General features: G+C 44.7%; 13 protein-coding genes. 3 read left to right on the forward strand and 10 right to left on the reverse strand.

The window, feature by feature from the left end; genetic code table 11:
• Window positions 1–100: 100 nt before the first annotated feature.
• Both QUF19_RS14075 and QUF19_RS14080 read left to right on the forward strand, forming a co-directional pair.
• Window positions 101–2,506, forward strand: a complete 2,406-nt coding sequence (locus QUF19_RS14075; RefSeq protein ID WP_286294710.1) for a glycoside hydrolase family 94 protein — start codon at window positions 101–103, stop codon at window positions 2,504–2,506.
• Between the two features lie 74 nt (window positions 2,507–2,580).
• On the forward strand, window positions 2,581–3,993 hold the full coding sequence (locus tag QUF19_RS14080) for a phosphoglucomutase/phosphomannomutase family protein (protein ID WP_286294711.1): 1,413 nt from the start codon (window positions 2,581–2,583) through the stop codon (window positions 3,991–3,993).
• Window positions 3,994–4,129: 136 nt separating this feature from the next.
• Here QUF19_RS14080 and QUF19_RS14085 read toward each other — a convergent pair whose 3' ends face one another.
• The 10 genes from QUF19_RS14085 to hrpB all read right to left on the reverse strand — a co-directional run bounded on the left by QUF19_RS14085 (window position 4,130) and on the right by hrpB (window position 20,869).
• Window positions 4,130–5,158: an ABC transporter ATP-binding protein gene (locus QUF19_RS14085; protein ID WP_286294712.1), complete on the reverse strand. Its 1,029-nt coding sequence runs from the start codon at window positions 5,156–5,158 to the stop codon at window positions 4,130–4,132.
• On the reverse strand, window positions 5,158–6,783 hold the full coding sequence (locus QUF19_RS14090; protein WP_102353246.1) for an ABC transporter permease: 1,626 nt from the start codon (window positions 6,781–6,783) through the stop codon (window positions 5,158–5,160). Before QUF19_RS14090 ends, QUF19_RS14085 begins: the two co-directional genes overlap by 1 nt.
• A gap of 246 nt (window positions 6,784–7,029) precedes the next feature.
• Window positions 7,030–8,043: a Fe(3+) ABC transporter substrate-binding protein gene (locus QUF19_RS14095; protein ID WP_017106911.1), complete on the reverse strand. Its 1,014-nt coding sequence runs from the start codon at window positions 8,041–8,043 to the stop codon at window positions 7,030–7,032.
• A gap of 296 nt (window positions 8,044–8,339) precedes the next feature.
• Window positions 8,340–9,569 (reverse strand): ammonium transporter, encoded by a 1,230-nt coding sequence (locus tag QUF19_RS14100; protein WP_017106910.1) that lies wholly within the window; start codon window positions 9,567–9,569, stop codon window positions 8,340–8,342.
• Between the two features lie 27 nt (window positions 9,570–9,596).
• Window positions 9,597–9,935, reverse strand: coding sequence for a P-II family nitrogen regulator (gene glnK, locus QUF19_RS14105; protein ID WP_004738200.1), 339 nt, complete (start codon window positions 9,933–9,935; stop codon window positions 9,597–9,599).
• A gap of 226 nt (window positions 9,936–10,161) precedes the next feature.
• Window positions 10,162–10,530 (reverse strand): YacL family protein, encoded by a 369-nt coding sequence (locus tag QUF19_RS14110; RefSeq protein ID WP_102437712.1) that lies wholly within the window; start codon window positions 10,528–10,530, stop codon window positions 10,162–10,164.
• A 266-nt stretch (window positions 10,531–10,796) separates the two neighbouring features.
• Complete coding sequence (gene acnB, locus QUF19_RS14115; RefSeq protein WP_102382984.1) at window positions 10,797–13,385, reverse strand: bifunctional aconitate hydratase 2/2-methylisocitrate dehydratase; 2,589 nt, start codon at window positions 13,383–13,385, stop codon at window positions 10,797–10,799.
• Window positions 13,386–13,659: 274 nt separating this feature from the next.
• Window positions 13,660–15,996: a patatin-like phospholipase family protein gene (locus QUF19_RS14120; protein ID WP_286294716.1), complete on the reverse strand. Its 2,337-nt coding sequence runs from the start codon at window positions 15,994–15,996 to the stop codon at window positions 13,660–13,662.
• Between the two features lie 38 nt (window positions 15,997–16,034).
• A complete protein-coding gene (gene mrcB / locus QUF19_RS14125; RefSeq protein WP_286294717.1) occupies window positions 16,035–18,434 on the reverse strand; it encodes a penicillin-binding protein 1B in 2,400 nt (799 codons plus the stop codon).
• Window positions 18,431–20,869 carry an ATP-dependent helicase HrpB gene (hrpB, locus tag QUF19_RS14130; RefSeq protein ID WP_286298898.1) on the reverse strand — a complete coding sequence of 813 codons (2,439 nt, stop codon included), beginning with the start codon at window positions 20,867–20,869 and terminating at the stop codon, window positions 18,431–18,433. The genes mrcB and hrpB overlap by 4 nt, the downstream gene beginning before the upstream one ends.
• A gap of 94 nt (window positions 20,870–20,963) precedes the next feature.
• Here hrpB and sfsA point away from each other — a divergent pair, with 94 nt between their 5' ends.
• Complete coding sequence (sfsA, locus tag QUF19_RS14135) at window positions 20,964–21,707, forward strand: DNA/RNA nuclease SfsA (protein WP_286294718.1); 744 nt, start codon at window positions 20,964–20,966, stop codon at window positions 21,705–21,707.
• Window positions 21,708–21,780: the final 73 nt, after the last annotated feature.

Genomic DNA, 21,780 nt, shown 5'->3' on the forward strand with positions numbered 1-21,780 from the left:
GTGTTCGCTGACTCAAATTAAGGTGCTCAGTTAGATAAAACTCAGCATCACTATTTAAAAATTAGCTGCATAGATGCAGTTTGTTAAAAAGGAAATGACAATGAAATACGGCTATTTCGATAACGACAATCGCGAATACGTCATCACTCGACCTGATGTACCAGCACCTTGGACAAACTACCTAGGTACTGAAAAGTTTTGTACCGTGATTTCGCACAATGCGGGCGGTTACTCGTTCTACAATTCTCCGGAATACAACCGTGTTACTAAATTCCGTCCAAACGGCACATTCGACCGTCCAGGACACTATGTTTACCTACGTGATGATGAGACAGGTGATTACTGGTCTATCTCTTGGCAGCCAGTGGCAAAAAGCCTAGATGAAGCGAACTACGAGGTTCGTCATGGTCTGTCATACTCAAAGTTCAAATGTGAATACAGCGGTATTACAGCGACCAAAACGCTATTCGTACCTAAAGGCGAAGATGCCGAAGTGTGGGATGTAGTCCTAAAGAACAACACTGACAAGCCAAGAACCATCAGCACTTTCTCATTTGTTGAGTTCTCTTTCAGTCACATTCAATCAGATAACCAGAACCATCAGATGTCTTTGTACTCTGCTGGCACGTCTTATCAAGAAGGTGTTCTGGAATACGACTTGTACTACAACACCAACGACTTTGAAGGCTTCTACTACCTAGCATCAACCTTCTCACCAGACAGCTACGACGGACAACGTGACAACTTCCTTGGAATGTACCGTGACGAAGCAAACCCAATTGCGGTTGAAAATGGCAAGTGTTCTAACAGCGCGCAAACTTGTTACAACCACTGTGGTTCTCTACATAAGCAATTTACGATTCAACCGGGTGAAGAAGTTCGCTTTGCGTACGTACTAGGTATCGGCAAAGGCAACGGTGAGCGCCTACGTGAGAAATACCAAGACACAGCAAACGTAGACGCAGCATTCCAAGGCATCAAAGATCACTGGGATGAACGTTGCAACAAGTTCCAAGTTAAATCTCCAAACGAAGGCTTGGACACCATGATCAACACGTGGACGCTTTACCAAGCAGAAACCTGTGTGGTTTGGTCGCGCTTTGCATCCTTCATTGAAGTCGGTGGCCGTACTGGACTTGGTTACCGTGATACGGCGCAAGACGCGATCTCAGTACCTCATGCCAACCCACAAATGACTAAGAAACGCATTATCGATCTGCTTCGTGGCCAAGTGAAAGCGGGCTACGGGCTACACTTGTTCGATCCTGACTGGTTTGATCCAGAGAAAGCTGACGTTGAACCTTCAAAATCGCCAACGGTTGTTCCAACACCGTCAGATGACGACAAGATCCACGGCATTGATGATACCTGTTCTGATGATCACTTATGGATCGTACCAACCATCATCAAATATGTGATGGAAACGGGTGAACACGATTTCTTTGACGAAGTGATTCCATACGCAGATGGTGGCGAAGCAACGGTTTACGAACACATGAAAGCCGCACTTAACTTCTCTGCAGAATACGTAGGTCAAACAGGTATCTGTAAGGGTCTTCGCGCAGACTGGAATGACTGTTTGAACCTAGGTGGTGGTGAATCTTCAATGGTTTCATTCCTACACTTCTGGGCTCTACAAGAATTCTTAGACCTAGCCAAGTTCCGTAATAACGATGCTGACGTTACTAAATACACTGAAATGGCTGCTAACGTTCGCGAAGCGTGTGAAACGCATCTTTGGGATGACGAGGGTGGCTGGTACATCCGTGGTCTGACTAAAAACGGCGACAAGATCGGTACCGCTCAACAAACTGAAGGTCGAGTTCACCTTGAATCAAACACGCTAGCGGTTCTATCTGGCGCGGTCTCTCAAGAGCGTGGCGAGAAAGCGATGGACGCAGTTGATGAGAACTTATTCTCTGAATACGGCTTACACCTAAACTCTCCATCGTTCGCAACACCAAACGACGATATCGGCTTTGTGACTCGCGTTTACCAAGGCGTTAAAGAGAACGGCGCTATCTTCTCTCACCCGAACCCATGGGCTTGGGTAGCCGAAGCTAAATTAGGTCGTGGGGACCGTGCGATGAAATTCTACGACGCACTAAACCCATACAACCAAAACGACATGATTGAGACACGCTACGCTGAACCATACTCGTACGTGCAGTTCATCATGGGTAAAGACCATCAAGACCACGGCCGTGCAAACCACCCTTGGTTAACTGGTACCTCGGGTTGGGCTTACTTTGCGGTAACCAACTTCATTCTTGGTGTTCGCACAGGCTTTGAAGGTTTAACCGTAGATCCTTGTATCCCAACGGATTGGCCAGAATTCGAAGTAACTCGTCAATGGCGCGGTGCAACTTACAACATCACCGTTCAAAACCCGAATGCAGTAAGTAAGGGCGTTGCCTCTATCACGATTAACGGTGAGCAGATTGAAGGCGCAATCCCAGTACAAACAGAAGGCAGCGTGAACGAAGTTATCGTTGTACTCGGCTAATCACTTAATTTGATGAACAGCTCCTATCTCAAGTCTTTACTGGCTTGAGATAGTGAGACTAAAAGGATTTTCTAATGATTAAATTTGGTACTGGCGGCTGGCGCGCGTTTATTGGTGAAGAGTTCACTAGAGAAAACGTTCGCTTAGTGGCACAAGCACTCTCTAACATCATCAATAATGAAGATGCAGCAAAGAACGGCTTCGTTATCGGTTACGACCGCCGCTTCCTTTCAGATAAAGCCGCGTGCTGGTTTGCTGAAGTATTGGCAGCCAACAACATCAAAGTGAGCTTTATCGACAAGTTCGTTCCGACTCCTATCGTGATGTTCCAAGCGAAAGAGATGGGGTGTGTTTACTCTGCGTGTATTACTGCTTCTCACAACCCCGCAGACTATAACGGTATTAAGATCTTCATTGAAGGTGGCCGTGATGCTGACGAGATCATCACAGAAAAGATCGAACAACAAATTTCGACACTGACCAGTGAAGATGTTGTCAGAGTCGATTTTGAACAAGCATTGAATGACAAAGAGATTGAAATCATCAATCCGATGAACGCCTTTGTTGACTCGATCATCAACGCGATTGATATCGAATCGATTAAACAAGCCAACCTAAAAGTCCTGATCGACCCAATGTTTGGTGTAGCGAAAAACGCACTGCAAACCGTGTTAATCAGCGCTCGCTGTGATGTTGATGTAATCAACGATGGTAAAAACCCAGACTTTGGCGGATTGATGCCTTCGCCAAGTGCAGCAACGCTGTATCGCTTGAAGCACTTAGTTGCGGCTGAAGGTTACGATATTGGTATTGGTACCGATGGCGATGCCGATCGTTTGGGTATCATCGATGAGAAAGGTCACTTCATTCACCCTAACGAAGTGCTGCTACTGCTTTATTACTACCTGCTGGAATACAAAGGCTGGAAAGGCTCTGTAGTACGTAATATCGCAACCACACACCTACTTGATAGAGTCGCTGCAGATCATGGTGAAAAGAGCTTTGAGGTTCCTGTAGGCTTCAAGCATATCAGCTCTCAAATGGAAGCCGACGACTCATTGATTGGTGGCGAAAGTTCGGGTGGTTTAACCATTCGTGGCCACATCAAAGGTAAGGATGGCGTGTTCGCATCGAGCTTATTGGTTGAGATGATCAGTGTGACAGGTAAGAAACTCTCTGAGCTACTTGATGAAATCTACTCTAAGTATGGTTATGCGTATACGGCAGAAGGAGATTGCAAATTCAAACCTTCAGAGAAAGAAGCGCTCTACACCAAGATCTACGTAGAGAAACAACTGCCTGAATTTGAATACGAAATTGAAAAAGTCAGCTATGAAGATGGCGCTAAGGTGTACTTCAAGAATGGTGGCTGGGTCATTGCTCGCTTCTCAGGAACAGAGCCGTTACTACGAATCTTCGCAGAAATGGAAGATAAAGACACTGCAGAACATGTTCTTCAAAAAGTGAAAGACTTTCTCTCTCTATAGGCTTATAGAGTGCGGCAGTTTTGTATAGGATTTAACAAATCACTGCCTTGTTAACGCCTATAAGTGAAGAACTCTTGCCCAGTACTTGATTAAAGTGCTGGGCTTTTTTGTCACTATAATTTCGAGCTAGGCTTGGTTAGAACGCCAATACACCTTTGGTATCGACTTTCACCGTTACCGGCATACCGAACTCAAGCGCTTCTGAAGACGTTGCTAGCAGTTTCTGACCGTTCGCTTCAATCACATAACGACAGTGGTCACCCATAAACTGCTGTTCCAATACCGACAGATTACTGTCGACATCGTGGCTCGCCACAATATGCTGAGGCCTTAACAACAACGCACATTCAGCACCAATTTCGATCTGAGTCTGCGCTTTTGCTTCAATCAAACCTAAGCTTGTCTCAAACTCGTGTTCAGAAATACGTTGTGCACCTAAATAACTACCGCCGCCCAAGAAGTCTGCAACAAACTTGCTTGATGGGTGGAAGTACAATTCTGACGCTGAGCCGTATTGTTCGATGACACCATGATTCATTACCGCCATCTTGTCAGCAAAGGCAAACGCCTCTTCACGACTGTGAGTAACAAAAATAGCTGTCACACCCTGCTTCTTGAAGATTTTACGAATCTGAGAAATCAGCTCATGACGTACTTGGGTATCAATGTTAGAAAACGGTTCATCCAATAGCAGCAGGTCTGGCTTATATGCCAAAGAGCGCGCAATCGCGACACGTTGCTGTTGTCCACCAGATAACTGATGAGGATAGCGATCGCCAAATTGATCAAGATGAACAAGCTCAAGCATCTCTTTAACTTTCTCAGCCTTATCTTGCTCAGACATATCACGCAGACCAAATGCCACGTTCTGATTCACAGTAAGGTGTGGAAACAGAGCATAGTCTTGAAAGATCATGCCAATATTACGCTGCTCTGGTGGTAACCAATTCGCAGCGTCATCAATAACTTGGCAATTCAGACTCATGACACCACTGCTCAATGGAAGTAGGCCGGCAATCGCTTTAAGCAGCGTCGTCTTACCACAACCACTGGCACCAAGCAGACAAACAATTTCACCATGCTCAACTTCTAAAGAAAGAGATTCCAAAATAGTTTGGGACTCGTACTTACAAGTCAGATCTTTAATTGATAATGCACAACTCATTAGTGTTTCTGCTCCAAGGAACGGTTTACGATGATCAGCGGAATTAAACCCACCAAGACTAACAACACAGCAGGCATGGCTGCTAATTCAAGGTGCTCATCTGACGCATAGTTATAAACATAAGTCGCGAGCGTTTCGAAATTAAAAGGACGCAGCAACAATGCCGCATTCAACTCTTTCATTGATTCGATAAACACCAATAAGCCTGCAATCAGTGCACCACGCTTAATCAAAGGGAGATGCACACGACGTAACATCTGGTTGGTGTTACAACCCATTGTTTTAGAAGCCATATCCAATGAAGGTGATACTTTACTTAAGCTACTTTCGATACTACCAATAGCAACAGCTGAAAAGCGCACCACCATGGCAAAAATAAGCGCAAACATAGAACCAGAGAAGATCAGTCCCGGACGTCCCCACTCCATCGCTTTCGCTATGTCATTAACTAAGTGATCCATGAACAGCACAGGAACCATGACACCTATCGCCAACACGGTGCCAGGAACCGCATAGCCCATTGATGCGAACCTCATGTAAGCCAGGTTTTTCTTACCAGGGCTAACACGTTGATTAAAGTTAACAATCAACGCAACGAGCACACCAATAATCGCAGCGACAACAGAGACATAAAGGCTGTTAAGCGCATACTCTCTGAACTCTGGGGTCCAGCTTTGAGCGAAATACTTGTAGGCATAAATGATCAGCTGCGCGAGAGGGAATAAGAACGCAATACACACCAATCCCCAACACCAAAAGAGTGCCAACCACTTCTTCCAACCAATTAGCTCATAACGAAAGTCTTCACGGCTACTGAACTGATTCTGAAATAATTTCTGCTTACGACGGCTGTATCGCTCGGTACTCAATAATAGAATGACGATCACCAGCATGATTGCCGATATTTTTGCTGCGGCCGTTAAGCTCGAATAGCCTAACCAAGTATCGTAAACCGCTGTCGTTAATGTGTTTACAGCAAAGTAACTCACGGTACCGAAGTCACCGATGGTTTCCATCGCAACAAGAGACAAACCGACCGCCATCGAAGGGCGCACGAGCGGTAATGAAATACGACGAAAGCTTTCCCAAGGAGAGCACTTTAATAAGCGAGCAGATTGTAATAGGGATACGTTTTGCTCCATGAACGCCGCACGGCAGAGCAAATAAATATAAGGATAAAGAACGAGAGACAGAACAATAATCGCGCCCGACAAGGTTCTAATATCGGGGAACCAATACTCACCAGGCCCCCAGCCCGTTAGATCTCGCAAGAGAATTTGAACAGGGCCAGCAAAGTCAAACCAGTCGGTAAAGATATAACCCACGATATAGCCAGGCATTGCTAATGGCAGCACTAGTGCCCATTGCAAAACACGCTCTCCAGGGACACGGCACATTGCCATTATCCATGCAGATGGAATACCAAAAATTAAAGACAGGAACATGGTTCCCATGACTAAAACCACCGTATTGTAGGCATAGGTGGGCATTACTGTGGACATCAGATGAGAAAAGAGCTCATCGGTTTCTCCAACAGCAGTCGTGAATATCGCTAAGATTGGTAAAACGAGTAGTACAGCGATTATGCCGCTACTGGTGTTCCATAAATAATTCTTTTCTTTCATCGCCTAACTACAACGAGGCTTAATGAAATACATATGCATTTGCAAATACATCTCATGTCCTTTTAATGGTGGGGTTATTTATACCCATATACTCTAATGACTTCAAGGTGAGATGCACATAACTCAAGGGATCAACAGAGAGCTTTGTATCAAAAAGTGATTTCCCAAAAACAAACAACCCCAAGTGGCCAAAAAGTAGCTACTTGAGGTTGTAATTTTATGTGGGCCGAAGCCTACAACAATAAATTATAGATCGAACTTAACTTCATCTAATAGCTTGATTGCAGCCGCGTGGTGGTTTGCAATTTCATCTAGAGAAATAGTATCTGCTTTGAACTCGCCCCATGAAGCAACAAGCTCAGAAGGTTTAACGTCTGCTTTCACTGGGTATTCGTAGTTCACTTCTGCGTACATGCTTTGTGCAGTGTTACCAGATAGGAATTCCATCAGCTTAACCGCATTCTCTTCGTTTGGAGAGTATTTAGCCATTGCCATACCAGAGATATTTACGTGAGTACCTGTTGTCTCTTGGTTAGGGAAGTTAATGTAAACAGAGTCAGCCCAAGCTTTTTGCTCTTTATCATTAATCATTTTGCCTAGGTAGTAGCTGTTACCAAGAGCAACATCACATAGACCTTCTTTAATCGCTTTAACTTGAGCGCGGTCGTTACCTTGAGGCTTACGTGCTAGGTTTGCTTTTACGCCTTCTAGCCACTCTTTCGTTTCAGCTTCACCTTTGTGAGCAATCATCGAAGAAACAAGAGAAACATTGTATGGGTGCTTACCGCTACGAGTACAGATTTTACCTTTAAATTCAGGCTTAGTTAGATCTTCATAAGTGAACTCTTCACCTAGACGACCAACACGGTCACGTGAAGAATAAACGCTACGTGTACGAGTTGTTAGAGCAAACCACTCGTTAGCAGTATCTTGGTACTGAGCAGGGATGTTCTTTTCAAGTACATCGCTTTCAACTGATTGAACTAGACCTTGTTTAGTTAGCTCAGATAAACGGCTGATATCGACAGTTAAGACAACATCAGCAGGGCTGTATTCACCCTCTTGAGCTAACTTCTCTGCTAAACCTTTTTTAGCAAACTTAACGTTTACTTTAATACCAGTCTCTTTCGTGAACTCTTTGAACATTGGCTCAACAAGGAAAGGTTGGCGGTAAGAGTATACATTTACTTCTTCCGCAGCCATTGCTGTTGGGGCAATTACGCCACACGCTAGAGCTGAAAGTGTTAGCAGTTTCTTCATTTTAAAATCCTTTATATCGAAATGATAATGTCTATCAGTTGCGTTATTATATTCATCATTAACATAATTACAATGACGACCGACAAAAAATCCGTCTACTCAGACCATTTAAACTCTCACTTTTGTAACAAAGCATTTCAGTAATTATGCCCGTCATAAGGCTTTCACATAGCGCCTGTAATCACGACGAGCTCGCTTACAATGTTCAGCCCCAAATACAACAAAACCCCACAACGATTCGTTGCAGGGTTTTCTTTGTACTGTCTAACCTTTTCAGATTAGACGGTTACTGTTGATTATTTTACTGATACAAACTCAGGGTAAGCACCAACACCACAATCGTGCATGTCCATACCTTCAAGTTCTTCATCTTCACTGACACGAATACCGATTGTTGCTTTAAGCACTGCCCATACCGCTAGGCTAGCACCGAATACCCATGCAAAGATAACTGCTGCACCCAATAGTTGAGCACCAAATGTTGCATCAGCATTGCTTAGTGGCACAGCCATTAGACCGAAGAAACCACATACACCGTGTACAGAGATAGCACCTACTGGATCATCAATCTTAGCTTTATCTAGAGCAATGATACTGAATACAACCAACGCGCCAGATACAGAACCAATCGCTACCGAAAATAGTGGTGATGGAGATAGAGGGTCTGCAGTGATTGCTACTAGACCAGCTAACGCACCGTTCAGAATCATGGTTAAATCAGCTTTACCCCAAGTTGTTTTACATACTAGTAGTGCTGCAATCGCACCTGCTGCTGCTGCTGCGTTAGTGTTAAGGAAGATTTGGCCAACCGCTGTCGCGTTCTCAAAGTCAGAAACCATCAGTTGAGAACCGCCGTTGAAACCGAACCAACCAAACCAAAGGATAAATGTACCTAGCGTTGCCAGTGGCATGTTTGAACCAGGAATCGGGTAGATTTCACCGTTCTTACCATATTTACCTTTACGAGCACCCAGTAGAAGCACACCCGCTAACGCTGCTGAAGCACCAGCCATATGTACGATACCTGAACCAGCAAAGTCACTGAAACCTGCTTCTGATAGGAAACCACCGCCCCAAGTCCAGTAACCTTCCATTGGGTAGATGAACGCTGTTAGCACGACAGAGAAGATAAGGAATGACCAAAGTTTCATTCGCTCAGCAACCGCACCAGATACCACAGACATTGCTGTTGCAACGAATACTACTTGGAAGAAGAAGTCTGATTCTAATGAATGGTCTGCACCTTCACCTTGAGTACCAATCAGAGTACCAAATGACGGTAACCAGCCACCTTCGCCGTTATCGACATACATAATGTTGTAACCAACGACTAAGAAAGTCGTACAAGCAATCGCGTACAAACAAATGTTCTTAGTTAAAATTTCTGTGGTGTTCTTTGAACGAACGAGGCCAGCTTCTAACATCGCGAAGCCTGCAGCCATCCACATTACCAACGCACCTGAAATGAGGAAGAAAAAAGTGTCTAGTGCGTAACGTAGTTCCGTTACTGTTGTTGTAAGTTCCATATTAAAGTCTCCAGTCCTTGTAATTCTTTAAAGTGCTTCAGCATCCATTTCACCGGTACGAATTCGTACGGCTTGGCTTAGGTCATACACAAAAATTTTGCCATCGCCGATTTTTCCGGTGTGTGCCGCTTGGCTAATCGCTTCAACAACTCGGTCAACATTTTCAGCTTGGGTTGCAATTTCTAACTTTACCTTTGGTAGGAAATCCACTTGGTACTCCGCACCACGATACAACTCAGTGTGTCCTTTTTGACGACCAAATCCTTTCACTTCAGAAACTGTCATACCTTCAATACCGACATCAGAGAGCGCTTCTCGAACATCATCTAACTTAAATGGTTTAACTATGGCGTTTATTAATTTCATATTCTTTCCTTAAATTCTTCACTTAATCCGTTAATACTCTTTTTATAATCCAAGTAGCGTGCCAGAAATTTAAGTTGTTGATTTTAAATGAAATAGAAACAATGCCGATTCAGAAACGAAAAAGGCTGCACCAATATGGTGCAGCCTTTTCACTATCTTAATGCGTTGCACTGTCGTTGCTCTAGTTTTGGGCAACGAAGCTTTCATGATGCAAAGCCATCAATGTTTAGTAACCTAAAAAATCAATCCAACGTTCGATGAGCAACTCGAAATCATCGATTCCGCAGCTTGCTTCGCTTTCACAATTATAGAAATCGAATTCACTGCCCTCTTCCATCTCTTGCTCATGCCTTAGTACATTTTCTTGAATGGTTACGTCGTCTTCATTGATCGCTAGGCTGATCTCTTTGCCTAGTAGAGTAACTTCATTATTCAGATCCAAACGTGAACGCTCAATAAGCGCCATCACGTGATCGAGCTTTTGCTTATCTTTACCGATCTCTTCTTGAAGCCAGCGGCCAACAATTTCATGACCCATGCTGCATTTCACATAGTATTCACCCATCAGAGTGTTTCTAGTAAATTCGAATTCCATAAGGCTCCGCGCACTAATGACAGATAGGGTTAAAAATGAGGCGAGAGTATATAGCGAAGTCATCAAGAGATCGAGTCGCTCGTAAACTAACATTCAGACATAAAAAAACGCCTACCGAAGTAGACGCTCTATCATTTGGGTTCCTCTAAATAGTTGGAGTTGCAGCTAGGCGACAAGTACGTTCATCCCTATGAGCATAGAAGCTCTATGTGATTAGGGTGAACGTACGCAGTCAACAACGCTGCAGCTACAAATATAACGAGGAACTAAGCTGGTTCTTGGAAGATAACCGTGTCTGCTTTGTCCGTGTACTGACCCATTTTATGGAAGTTCAAGTAACGGTAAGTATCGGCAGCGGTTGCATTAATCTTCTCTGCGTACGCTAAGTACTCTTCTTTAGTTGGGATACGACCAAGAATCGCACCAACAGCAGAAAGCTCAGCAGAAGCTAGATAAACGTTCGCACCATTACCCAAACGGTTCGGGAAGTTACGAGTAGACGTCGACATTACTGTCGAAGCGTCAGCAACACGTGCTTGGTTACCCATACATAATGAACAACCCGGAGTTTCAATACGAACCCCAGCACGACCGAAGATACCGTAGTAGCCTTCTTCTGTCAGTTGGTCTTTATCCATCTTAGTTGGCGGAGCAACCCATAGGCGAGTATTCAAAGAGCCATTAAACTCTTCAAGCATCTTACCTGCAGCACGGAAGTGACCGATGTTGGTCATACAAGAACCGATGAACACTTCTTGAATCTCAGTGCCTTGAACGTCAGAAAGAAGACGAGCATCATCTGGATCGTTTGGTGCACATAGGATTGGCTGATCGATATCAGCAAGGTCAATCTCGATAACATGAGCGTATTCAGCATCTGAATCGGCAGCAAGTAACTCAGGATTCGCTAGCCACTCTTCCATTGCCGTAATACGACGCTCAATAGTACGAACATCACCGTAACCTTCAGCGATCATCCACTTAAGCATAACGACGTTCGAGTTCAGGTACTCTTCGATAGACTCTTGAGAAAGCTTAACAGTACAACCAGCAGCAGAACGCTCAGCAGATGCATCTGAAAGTTCAAATGCTTGCTCAACAGACAGGTGATCAACACCTTCAATCTCTAGTACACGACCAGAGAATTCATTGATCTTACCAGCTTTTTCTACAGTCAGTAGGCCTTGCTTGATACCGTAAAGAGGAATTGCATGTACAAGGTCACGTAGCGTGATACCCGGCTGCATTTCACCTTTAAAGCGAACCAAGATTGATTCAGGCATATCAAGAGGCATAACACCTGTTGCTGCAGCAAATGCTACCAAGCCAGAACCTGCAGGGAACGAAATACCTAGAGGGAAACGAGTATGCGAGTCACCACCTGTACCAACAGTATCAGGCAGAAGCATACGGTTTAGCCATGAGTGAATAACACCATCACCCGGACGAAGTGAAACACCCGCACGGTTCATGATGAAATCAGGCAGTGTATGGTGAGTGTTTACATCAACTGGTTTCGGGTATGCAGATGTGTGACAGAAAGACTGCATCACAAGATCTGCTGAGAAACCAAGACAAGCCAGATCTTTCAGCTCATCACGTGTCATAGGACCCGTAGTATCTTGAGATCCTACTGTTGTCATTTTAGGTTCGCAGTACTGACCCGCACGCACACCTTCAACGCCACACGCTTTACCTACCATCTTCTGAGCTAGCGTGTAGCCTTTATCAGAAGCAGAAGGATCGATTGGTTTAGCAAACAGATCGGTTTCAGCTAGACCTAGAGCATCACGAGCACGGCCCGTTAAGCCACGACCAATGATCAGTGGAATACGACCACCAGCACGTACTTCATCTAGAAGTACTTTGCCTAGCTCAAAGCTTGATATATCTGCACCGTCTTTACGAACAACACCTTCATAAGGATAGATATCAATCACATCACCCATGTTCATGTCTTGAACGTTCAGCTCAATTGGTAGTGCGCCTGAGTCTTCCATTGTGTTATAGAAGATCGGAGCAATTTTACCACCAAGACAAACACCGCCAGTACGCTTGTTTGGTACGAATGGGATATCTTCGCCCATGAACCAAAGTACTGAGTTTGTCGCTGATTTACGTGAAGAACCAGTACCAACAACATCACCGACGTAAGCCAGTGGAATGCCGTCTTTTTGCATTTCTTCAATTTGAGTAATTGGACCAACGTTGCCCTGCTCATCAGGAGTAATGCCATCACGCTCCATCTTCAGCATCGCTTTTGCGTGTACTGGGATATCAGGACGTGACCATGCATCTGGCGCTGGAGATAGGTCATCGGTGTTTGTTTCACCAGTGACTTTGAATACTTTAACGGTAATTTTTTCCGCTACTTTCTCTTTAGCTGTAAACCACTCAGCATCAGCCCAAGACTGAAGAACTTGCTGAGCAGAAGCATTGCCAGCTTTTGCTTTTTCTTCTACGTCGTAGAATGCGTCAAACATCAATAGAGTATGAGAAAGTGCTTTAACAGCAATAGGAGCAAGCTCTGCATCATCCAGTAAAGAAACTAGAGATTCGATGTTGTAACCACCTTGCATTGTGCCAAGTAGTTCCGCAGCTTTAGCTTTGCTTACTAGTGGAGATTCAACTTCACCTTTAGTGATAGCCGTTAGGAAGCCCGCTTTAACGTAAGCAGCTTCATCTACACCTGGTGGAATACGGTTTTCTAGTAGGTCAAGAATAACAGCTTCTTCACCTTGGGGCGGGTTCTTTAAAAGTTCAACTAGGCCTGCTACTTGTTCAGCATCTAATGGTCTAGGAACAACTCCTTCGGCAGCACGCTCTGCGACGTGTTTACGGTAGGCTTCAAGCACGACTTTTTCCTCTCATTGCGGTTCCTTCTTTACATTGGTAATTATTAGTAAAATAAAGAAGCGAACATCCTTGGAAACTTGGCTCTCAATTGCCATTTTTGTCATTCAATTTGTATTGATGAGCGGCGTCATAGAGGCCAAACTGTGGGCGACAGAATAGCAAATTTAACGATAAATTAAAATCTTATCATTTTGACCAACATAGCAAGTTAAGACGAAAGTCCTACGATTTTTGCCTATTTAGTCAGAAAAAAAGCTATCCCGCGCATTATTATTAGTAAGATGTACCGATGATTAAATAAACAGAATCGTAGTTACCTTCTGTTTTACCATAAGCCAAAATGATTGGCCCGATTGGTGAATCTACGCCAGCAAAAAGTGATCCCGCTGTATACATTGGCGCTTCATCCAATGACAAATCATTATTCGACCACACACCGCCATGTTCTAGAGATGCGCCTATGTAAAATGGCGACTCAAACAAGCCGAAGTCATTTTCAAACCATTTATAGCGATAGATCAAACTGCCGTATGCTAAGTTTTGTCCAATAAGACTGTTTCTTGGTATTCCCGATAAGTTTAAGAAGCCTCCAAGCTCCTTTGGATCAATAGGGAACACGGAGTTTTTACTCTCTACCATGCCAAAATCGAACTTTGCGACTAAAGTATGCTTTTCAATACTCTGTGCCGCCATGAAATTAGCCGAAATCTCATAAACCGTGTCGCTTTCAGAGTTAAACTCGGAATCAGCCAGAGAAGAGTCGTTATCAAAGTCATCGTGGGAAATGAGATATTCCAGATCAACGAAATAACCTTTGGTCGGCAAACTGAAGTTATCTAAGGTATCCAATCGATAACTCATAAACCCTCCGACACGTGTATATCCTCCACTACCTAGAGACGGTAACGAGGCAACCTCAACGTCACCATCGGTGTATCGAGCACCCACTTTAAATTCTTGCCACAATGTTGGCTGGTAACCTAATGCCAATTCACCAATATACTCTTGATAAGTCATTGGTAAGTAGTCTTTAGTTACGTCAAGAGTCGGTTCTTCGATATCGTCAATATTGGCAGGTAAGTTTCTTTTCTGATTGCTGTAAACAATTGACGCCGATGTAAATAACTTCTGACTAGAGAAAAAAGGAGAATATAACTCAGCCTCGATGAGCTTATCAGTGCCCATTTCTACGTTCGTTCTTAACTCTGCGCCATGCGAGTTAATATCCGTGAAATTAGCCGACATACCGATTGAATATTGGCTCTCGGTTGCAAAGTCATCTTCAAGATAAAATCGAAAATTGAGGTAGTTAGGGCCCCATGATTTTTCATTTACATCGACCTGCAGTTGATCTTCACCATCTACATTGTCAAATTCATAGGTAACCAGTTCAAAACGGTCGAGCGCATACAGGTCTTTAACCTGAGATTCAATTTCACTGGTTTTAAGGATTTTTCCAGAATCGAGGTTCAAACGATTGGCAATCAACTTATCTGAATAGTGGGTGTTATTATTAATAACGACCTTATCCACCACCGTTTTATCACCATGTTTGAGCTGCTTTCGAGCTTTCTGTTTGTCATCAATATAGTGTTGGTAGTCCGCGTTCGAGAGCGACAACTTAGATAGCTGATCCCTATACTGCCTTGTTGCTTCGTATCCAGCGTGGTAAGCCGTCGGCATTTTATCGAACTCTGTGGTCTCCATTTGCCCAACATCAGGACGTAGGAAAAAATCATCGTCTGTTAACGTCTCGGCCTGCTCTTGAGTGCTGCGTTGAACAAGGTAATTAGAGAGTTGGTCTGCTGCGGCTAAAAAGTTAGTGAAGTCTTCTTTGCTTTTGTAGTTAGTACTGATATCAACGGCAATAACGATGTCGGCTCCCATTGCTCGAGCAACATCCACAGGCATGTTATTGGTGACACCACCATCAACCAGCATTCGTCCATCAACCTCATAAGGAGGAAGAGCGCCGGGTACCGACATACTCGCCATCATCGCATCAACAAGGTGACCATGGTCGATGATCACTTCTTCAAGATCGATAATGTCAGTTGCGACAGAACGATATGGAATAGCGAGGTTGTCGAAAGAATCGAGTGGAGATAAGTTACCGGTCGTCTCGCGCAGAATACGCAACATATTCTGGCCTTGAACCACACCTTTTCTGGCTTTGATTTCGCCCCAACCTAAACCGAGGTCGGTATTCAGTTGATAACGGTCTTCATACTCTTTGTCACGCACACGGCGATCACTACGGTTAACGCGATCGCGATAGCCGCGATTCCAGTCCACCGTATAAATAAAGCTCTCGATCTCATCTGCGCTCATCCCTGTCGCATAAAGACCACCAACGTAAGCGCCCATACTGGTACCGGTAATGTAATCAACCGGAATTTGCATCTCTTCTAAGGCTTTAAGCACGCCAATGTGGGCAGCACCTTTAGCGCCTCCACCAGCGAGAACGACAGCAACGGTTGGCCTTTTATGAGCTTCTTTAAGTTCAACATGTTCTGATGAATCAACCTGTGCCGCAGTAGCTGCAAACAGTTGAAAACTGATCACAGTACCGACAATACCTAGGCCACTCACTAACCAACGAGAAATCATTATCTAAACTATCCTTGTCATTCTTTTCTGTTATGACTTTACCACTGAAAAAGCTTCTTTAGCCACTGTTTTGGTTGACTTTCGCAGCCCTTTTTAATGCTGCCACTCTCATCCCAAACCGGCAATTTGACCGTACCATCACAGTCAAACTCTAACGACCCTTCAGAAGTTCGAGTAAAGCTTGCTGTCGCAATTCCTGTTGGCCAAGGCAGCAATAGCTGTTCTGGCGTTCTCTGTTTCAGGTAATCAGCGTAAACACGCAACGCACCACTAGAACCTGTTAGTTTAGTCGGTTTATTGTCATCTCGACCTAACCAAATCGTCGTTACTTCACGACCATCAACACCCACAAACCAACTGTCTCGGCTGTCATTACTGGTACCGGTTTTACCCGCTAAGCCCGCCCATGCAAACTGACCTTGTAGGAAACGGCCTGTACCTTCAGATACGCCACGCTTCATCGCATACGTTGTTAACCAAGCCGCTTGTTGATCAACGCTTTGTGAAACTCGAGGAATCGATTGATACAACACCTCACCTTCACTATCAATCACAGAGCGAAGCGCAGACAATGGCGCGATACGGCCGGAGTTGGTAATTGTTTGGTACATCTGAGCAACCTGGAAAGGTGTCAGCGAGAATGAACCCAAGAACATCGATGGTACTGGACGAATTTCGTTTTTATCGACACCCAATTTCTCAATCGTATTGGAAACACTATCGATACCTAGCTGCATGCCCAAGCGAACTGTTGGTACGTTATAAGACTTAGAAAGCGCCACATACAAGGGCACGTCTCCGCGGAACTTACGGTCAAAGTTACGAGGACTCCACACACTGCCTTTACTGCCCTTCAAGCTTAGTGGAGTGTCCATCAAGGTTGTGGCAAGCGTGTACTTCTGAGGTTGATCTAATGCTGTCAGATAAATAGCGGGCTTAACCAAAGAACCAATAGGGCGACTCGCATTCAGTGCGCGGTTAAAACCGTCATACCCGGTGCGTTTACCGCCGACCATCGCTCGGATTTCACCAGTATTTCTATCAACGGCAATCGCAGCTGCTTCGAGTTTATTACCCGCTGTTTTAGACAATTCCGGCACCTTACGTGCTATTGATTTCTCCAGCTTGTCTTGGGATACAGGATCAAGAGAAGTAAAGACCCTGATGCCTTTTTGAGCCTCAAATCGATCGCCTACGTATTTCTTCAGCTCAATATTAACCTGCTGAAAATAAGCGGGTTGGCGGCTGGCAATACGAGGGTTGTCTTGAATATCCAGATCACGACTCGCGGCTTCTTCATACTGCTTAGGCGTCAATATGTCTTGCTGCATCAACAGACGCAGAACCAAATCGCGTCGTGTTTTTGCACGCTCAGGGTAACGTACTGGGTTGTAATACGACGGGCCTTTCACCATACCTACCAGTAAAGCTAACTGATCAATTCTAAGCTCTTGAATCGGTTGGCCGAAATACAAACGAGATGCTAAGCCGAAACCGTGGATCGCTTCGCCACCATTCTGCCCAAGATAAACCTCATTCAAATACGCTTCTAAGATACGGTCTTTGCTGTAGCGATGGTCCAAGATCAACGCGATATACGCTTCACGAACTTTACGCCACAAGGTACGTTCACTGGATAAGAATAGGTTTTTGGCTAATTGTTGAGTCAGGGTACTGCCACCCTGCACCGTGCGCCCAGCTTTAACGTTGACCACCATGGCACGCGCTATCGCTAATGGAGATACACCATCATGTTGATAGAAATTTCGATCTTCGGTTGCCAGCAATGCGTCAACCATCACTTCTGGGAACTGATTACGTTTTAAGAACAAGCGCTGCTCATCGTTGCTTTTTTCAAGCATGCCAAGCATTTTCGGTTCAACACGCAGATAACCCATATCGCCTTTCTTCTCTAGCGACTGGATACGAGTTAGTTCGTTGCCATTGAAGTGCAACATCACATGACGATCCGCTTCAGGCCCATCGACAAACTCGAACGGACGACGAATCATTTCAATCTTGGTTGAAGACGAAGAGTACTCACCCGGATGACGAGGAGAATTCACCTTACGGTAATTCAGCACGTCCAGTTCATTTTTGACTTGCACCAAACTAACGGCAGTACCCGGTGACAGATCCAACACACGAGCATAAACAACGGTTGGCAAATCAAACAACTGACCTTCAAAACGCTGCTTAACCACCGAATCCAAATAGATCCCAACGAACAACAACAGAGCCGCCGTCGCTAAACCGACCTTCCAAGCGATGCCCCATAGCGTCTTCAACCAACCTCTGTTACCCGTTTTCTTGGCCTTTGCCTTACCTTTCTTCGTTGCTGCTCTAGGCTTTCTTGGCTTGGCTTTGGTCGCTGGTGACTTTTTTGCTGGCGCTTTTTTAGGTGGTGCCTTTTTCGGCGTTAACATTTTGGTCATCATCGGTTCAACTGTCGTTTAGTTTTAGTGGTTGCTACATGATTAGCAGGGTCATCCGGCCAAGGATGTTTGGGGTAACGGCCTTTCATTTCTTTTTGAACTTCTTTATACGCGCCAGCCCAAAAGCCAGCTAAATCCTGAGTGATTTGCAGTGGTCGTTGCGCAGGAGACAATAACTCAAGCACCACCTTTTTACGTCCTTGGGCAATCAAGGGTGAATCTTGCTCACCAAAGACTTCCTGCATTCGAACAGAGATCATTGGCTCAGATTGATATTGGTATCGAATCGACTTCTTACTGCCCGTTGGCATCAAGTAATTCGTAGGTAGCCATTGATCAATTTCTTGATTAAGAGGCCAGCCAAGATAAGCCGACAATGCTTGTTCGACCGAGATACTCATCAGTCCTTTTGCCGACTTAATACCATTCAGATAAGGTAAAAGCCATTCATCAAGATGACGCAATAAGCTCGCTTCATCCATTTGAGGCCATTGCTGTTCAGGCAGCCACAACTCAGCACAGCGCACGCGTTCAACCAGCTGTTTAGCAGAAGCCGTCCAATTTAAACTCTCAAGTCCGCGTCGAGCGATATAATTCAACAACGCTTGGCTTATCTGATCGGAATCAGGCTCCGGCAAAGGTTTAGTGCTGATAATTAGCTTACCCAGTAATACTCTTTCTTCAGCAACCAAGCGACCGCGTTTTTCATCCCAATCCGCATAATCTTCGCGTGTAAAAAGACCGGAGAATGAAGCCTCAAGCTGCACAATATCAATCGGCGTCGCTAAAAAGATCTGACTTGCTCGCCCCGCCGTACGCATCAAATCAATCACCACGATGTATTCGTTGTTTGCCAGCGGATCATCATCACGAACCTCGACTCCATGGCCATTGGCAAGACGAAATGCACAGCCAGTCGCACTTCTCGATTGGGCAATTCGGTCTGGAAAGGCCAAGCAAAGCACTAATGGTAGCAATGATTCATCGACTTGTGACAAATCCAGGTGATGATTGAGTTTGCTAGCGAGACTTTTCGCTCGCTGCATCACAACACTGTTTTTCGAGTGCTTTCTTTGCTTAAGTCGATGTAGCGAGTGCTGAATATCCGTCACGTTACGTTCAGGCTCTTCGAGCAAAGCGGCAGCGACAATCGCGACATTCAACAAGGCTTGGCTGTTTTGTTGCGTTTTGACCAACATACTAGCGATACGTGGCTCAATACCTAAGCGCTGGGCTTGCTTTCCGACTGGAGTAAATTGCCCATTACTGTCAAATAAATCAAGCTCTTGTAACAGTTCTGTCGCTTGCTCAATCGATGCCTGTGGCGGAACATCTAACCAATGAAGCTCATCGGCACTACTTGCTCCCCATTGCGTCAATTCAGCCACCAGCGAAGAGAGATCGGAATGAAGGATTTCAGGTTCTGGAACGGAGGGTTGCTGCATTAACTGTGTCTCGCTGTATAACCGAACACACAAGCCCTCTTCGATTCGCCCTGCACGCCCTGCTCTTTGTTCAGCTGAAGATTGTGAAATTTTCACTTGTTCAAGCTCGGTAATACCGGTTTTAAGATCGAACTTTGCTACTCGTTCCAATCCCGAATCGACCACCAAACGAATCCCCTCAATCGTCAAAGAGGTTTCCGCAATATTAGTGGCTAACACCACTTTTCGGCGACCTTGTTTTGACAGCGCAATGGCTCTCTGTTGCTGTTCAAAACTCAATTGGCCATACAGCGGACACACATCGATATCACTAGCAAGTTGTCCAAGCTGTGATTCAACCTGTTTTATCGCCGAGACACCCGGTAAGAAAGCCAAAAGTGAGCCCGATTCTTTCTCTATCAGAGATTGAATCACCTTTGCCATTTTAGGTGCTAAATATTCATTCGAACCTAATGGCTGATAACGGAAATCGACAGGGAAAGTTCGGCCTTGTGATTCAACATACTTGGCATCAGGCAACAAAGATTGCAATGCGTGTTGATCCAATGTCGCTGACATCACGATCACCTTGAGATCATCTCGCAGCGCTTCTTGGATCTCTAAGCTAAACGCTAATGCGGTATCGGCATGAATGCTGCGTTCATGGAATTCATCAAAGATCACCATATCCACCCCGGTCAATTCAGGGTCGCTTTGGATCATTCTGGTCATGATCCCTTCAGTGACGATTTCCAAACGCGTTGCACTACTGGTTTTAGATTCACCACGAACTCTAAAGCCAATGCTCTCTCCCACGTTCTCTCCCAATTGACTCGCTAAGTAAGTCGCAATATTCCTAGCCGCTAAGCGCCTAGGTTCGAGCATGATAATCTTCCCTTTAACGGCATTGGTTTTAACCAACTGCAGAGGGAAAAACGTTGACTTACCCGCACCGGGAGCGGCCTTTAGAATAAGTTGAGTATGTGTTTCTACGCCAGCGAGCAGATCTGGCATCACAGCTTCTATGGGCAGTTGTGGCAATGGGAGAACCTTGTGGTGTAATGTTGGCAACATTGTACATAAAAACCCACCTGTCTAAATAAGTAATATGCACTTCAATCCCCCTTTAGAGCCAGCGACTCTTATTAAACGCTATAAACGTTTTCTCGCTGATATCACATTGCCTGACGACAGTGTGCGTACCATTCACTGTGCGAACACTGGAGCCATGACTGGCTGCGCCACACCCGGTAATACGGTTTGGTATTCAACCTCAGATAATGCAAAGCGAAAATACCCAAACAGTTGGGAGATCTCAGAAACAGATAAAGGTCATCGAATTTGTGTAAATACTGCGCGAGCGAACCAGCTAGCAGTGGAAGCAATTGAAAATAAGACTATAGTTGAACTCTTAGGCTATGACGCTTTGAGAACTGAAGTGAAATATGGCAGTGAGAATAGTCGAATTGATATTCTGCTGGAAGACAGTGAAAAGCCACCTTGTTATATCGAAGTAAAAAGTGTCACTTTGCTCGACGAGCAACAAACGTCAACTAAGCAAGACACCTCAACCCAAGGACAAGGCTTTTTCCCTGACTCGGTCACCACCAGAGGTCAAAAACACCTGCGTGAACTCACAGAAATGGCAGAATCTGGAAATAGAGCCGTACTTTTATTCACTGTTTTACATTCAGGTATTGAAAAAGTATCTGCAGCACACCATATAGACGCCAAATATTCGTTATTACTAAAACAAGCACAAGACGCTGGGGTTGAAGTGCTTTGCTATAAAGCAGAGCTCAGCAGTACTCAAATACAACTAAAACAGGCTGTTGAATTTATCAATAGCTAGACAAAGATGATGAACTAATCACTTTGACTACAAGTTTGGATAAGAGTATTTGCCAGAACCAGATCTTTCTGCT

This window comes from Vibrio sp. FE10 (genome assembly GCF_030297155.1).
GTDB lineage: Bacteria > Pseudomonadota > Gammaproteobacteria > Enterobacterales > Vibrionaceae > Vibrio > Vibrio apostichopi.

Excerpts from the sequence above, each read along its gene's own strand:
- QUF19_RS14075 (WP_286294710.1), top strand. The coding sequence starts at position 101 with ATGAAATACGGCTATTTCGATAACGACAATCGCGAATACGTCATCACT.
- QUF19_RS14080 (WP_286294711.1), top strand. The coding sequence starts at position 2,581 with ATGATTAAATTTGGTACTGGCGGCTGGCGCGCGTTTATTGGTGAAGAG.
- QUF19_RS14085 (WP_286294712.1), bottom strand. The coding sequence starts at position 5,158 with ATGAGTTGTGCATTATCAATTAAAGATCTGACTTGTAAGTACGAGTCC.
- QUF19_RS14090 (WP_102353246.1), bottom strand. The coding sequence starts at position 6,783 with ATGAAAGAAAAGAATTATTTATGGAACACCAGTAGCGGCATAATCGCT.
- QUF19_RS14095 (WP_017106911.1), bottom strand. The coding sequence starts at position 8,043 with ATGAAGAAACTGCTAACACTTTCAGCTCTAGCGTGTGGCGTAATTGCC.
- QUF19_RS14100 (WP_017106910.1), bottom strand. The coding sequence starts at position 9,569 with ATGGAACTTACAACAACAGTAACGGAACTACGTTACGCACTAGACACT.
- glnK (WP_004738200.1), bottom strand. The coding sequence starts at position 9,935 with ATGAAATTAATAAACGCCATAGTTAAACCATTTAAGTTAGATGATGTT.
- QUF19_RS14110 (WP_102437712.1), bottom strand. The coding sequence starts at position 10,530 with ATGGAATTCGAATTTACTAGAAACACTCTGATGGGTGAATACTATGTG.
- QUF19_RS14120 (WP_286294716.1), bottom strand. The coding sequence starts at position 15,996 with ATGATTTCTCGTTGGTTAGTGAGTGGCCTAGGTATTGTCGGTACTGTG.
- mrcB (WP_286294717.1), bottom strand. The coding sequence starts at position 18,434 with ATGATGACCAAAATGTTAACGCCGAAAAAGGCACCACCTAAAAAAGCG.
- hrpB (WP_286298898.1), bottom strand. The coding sequence starts at position 20,869 with ATGCCAGATCTGCTCGCTGGCGTAGAAACACATACTCAACTTATTCTA.
- sfsA (WP_286294718.1), top strand. The coding sequence starts at position 20,964 with ATGCACTTCAATCCCCCTTTAGAGCCAGCGACTCTTATTAAACGCTAT.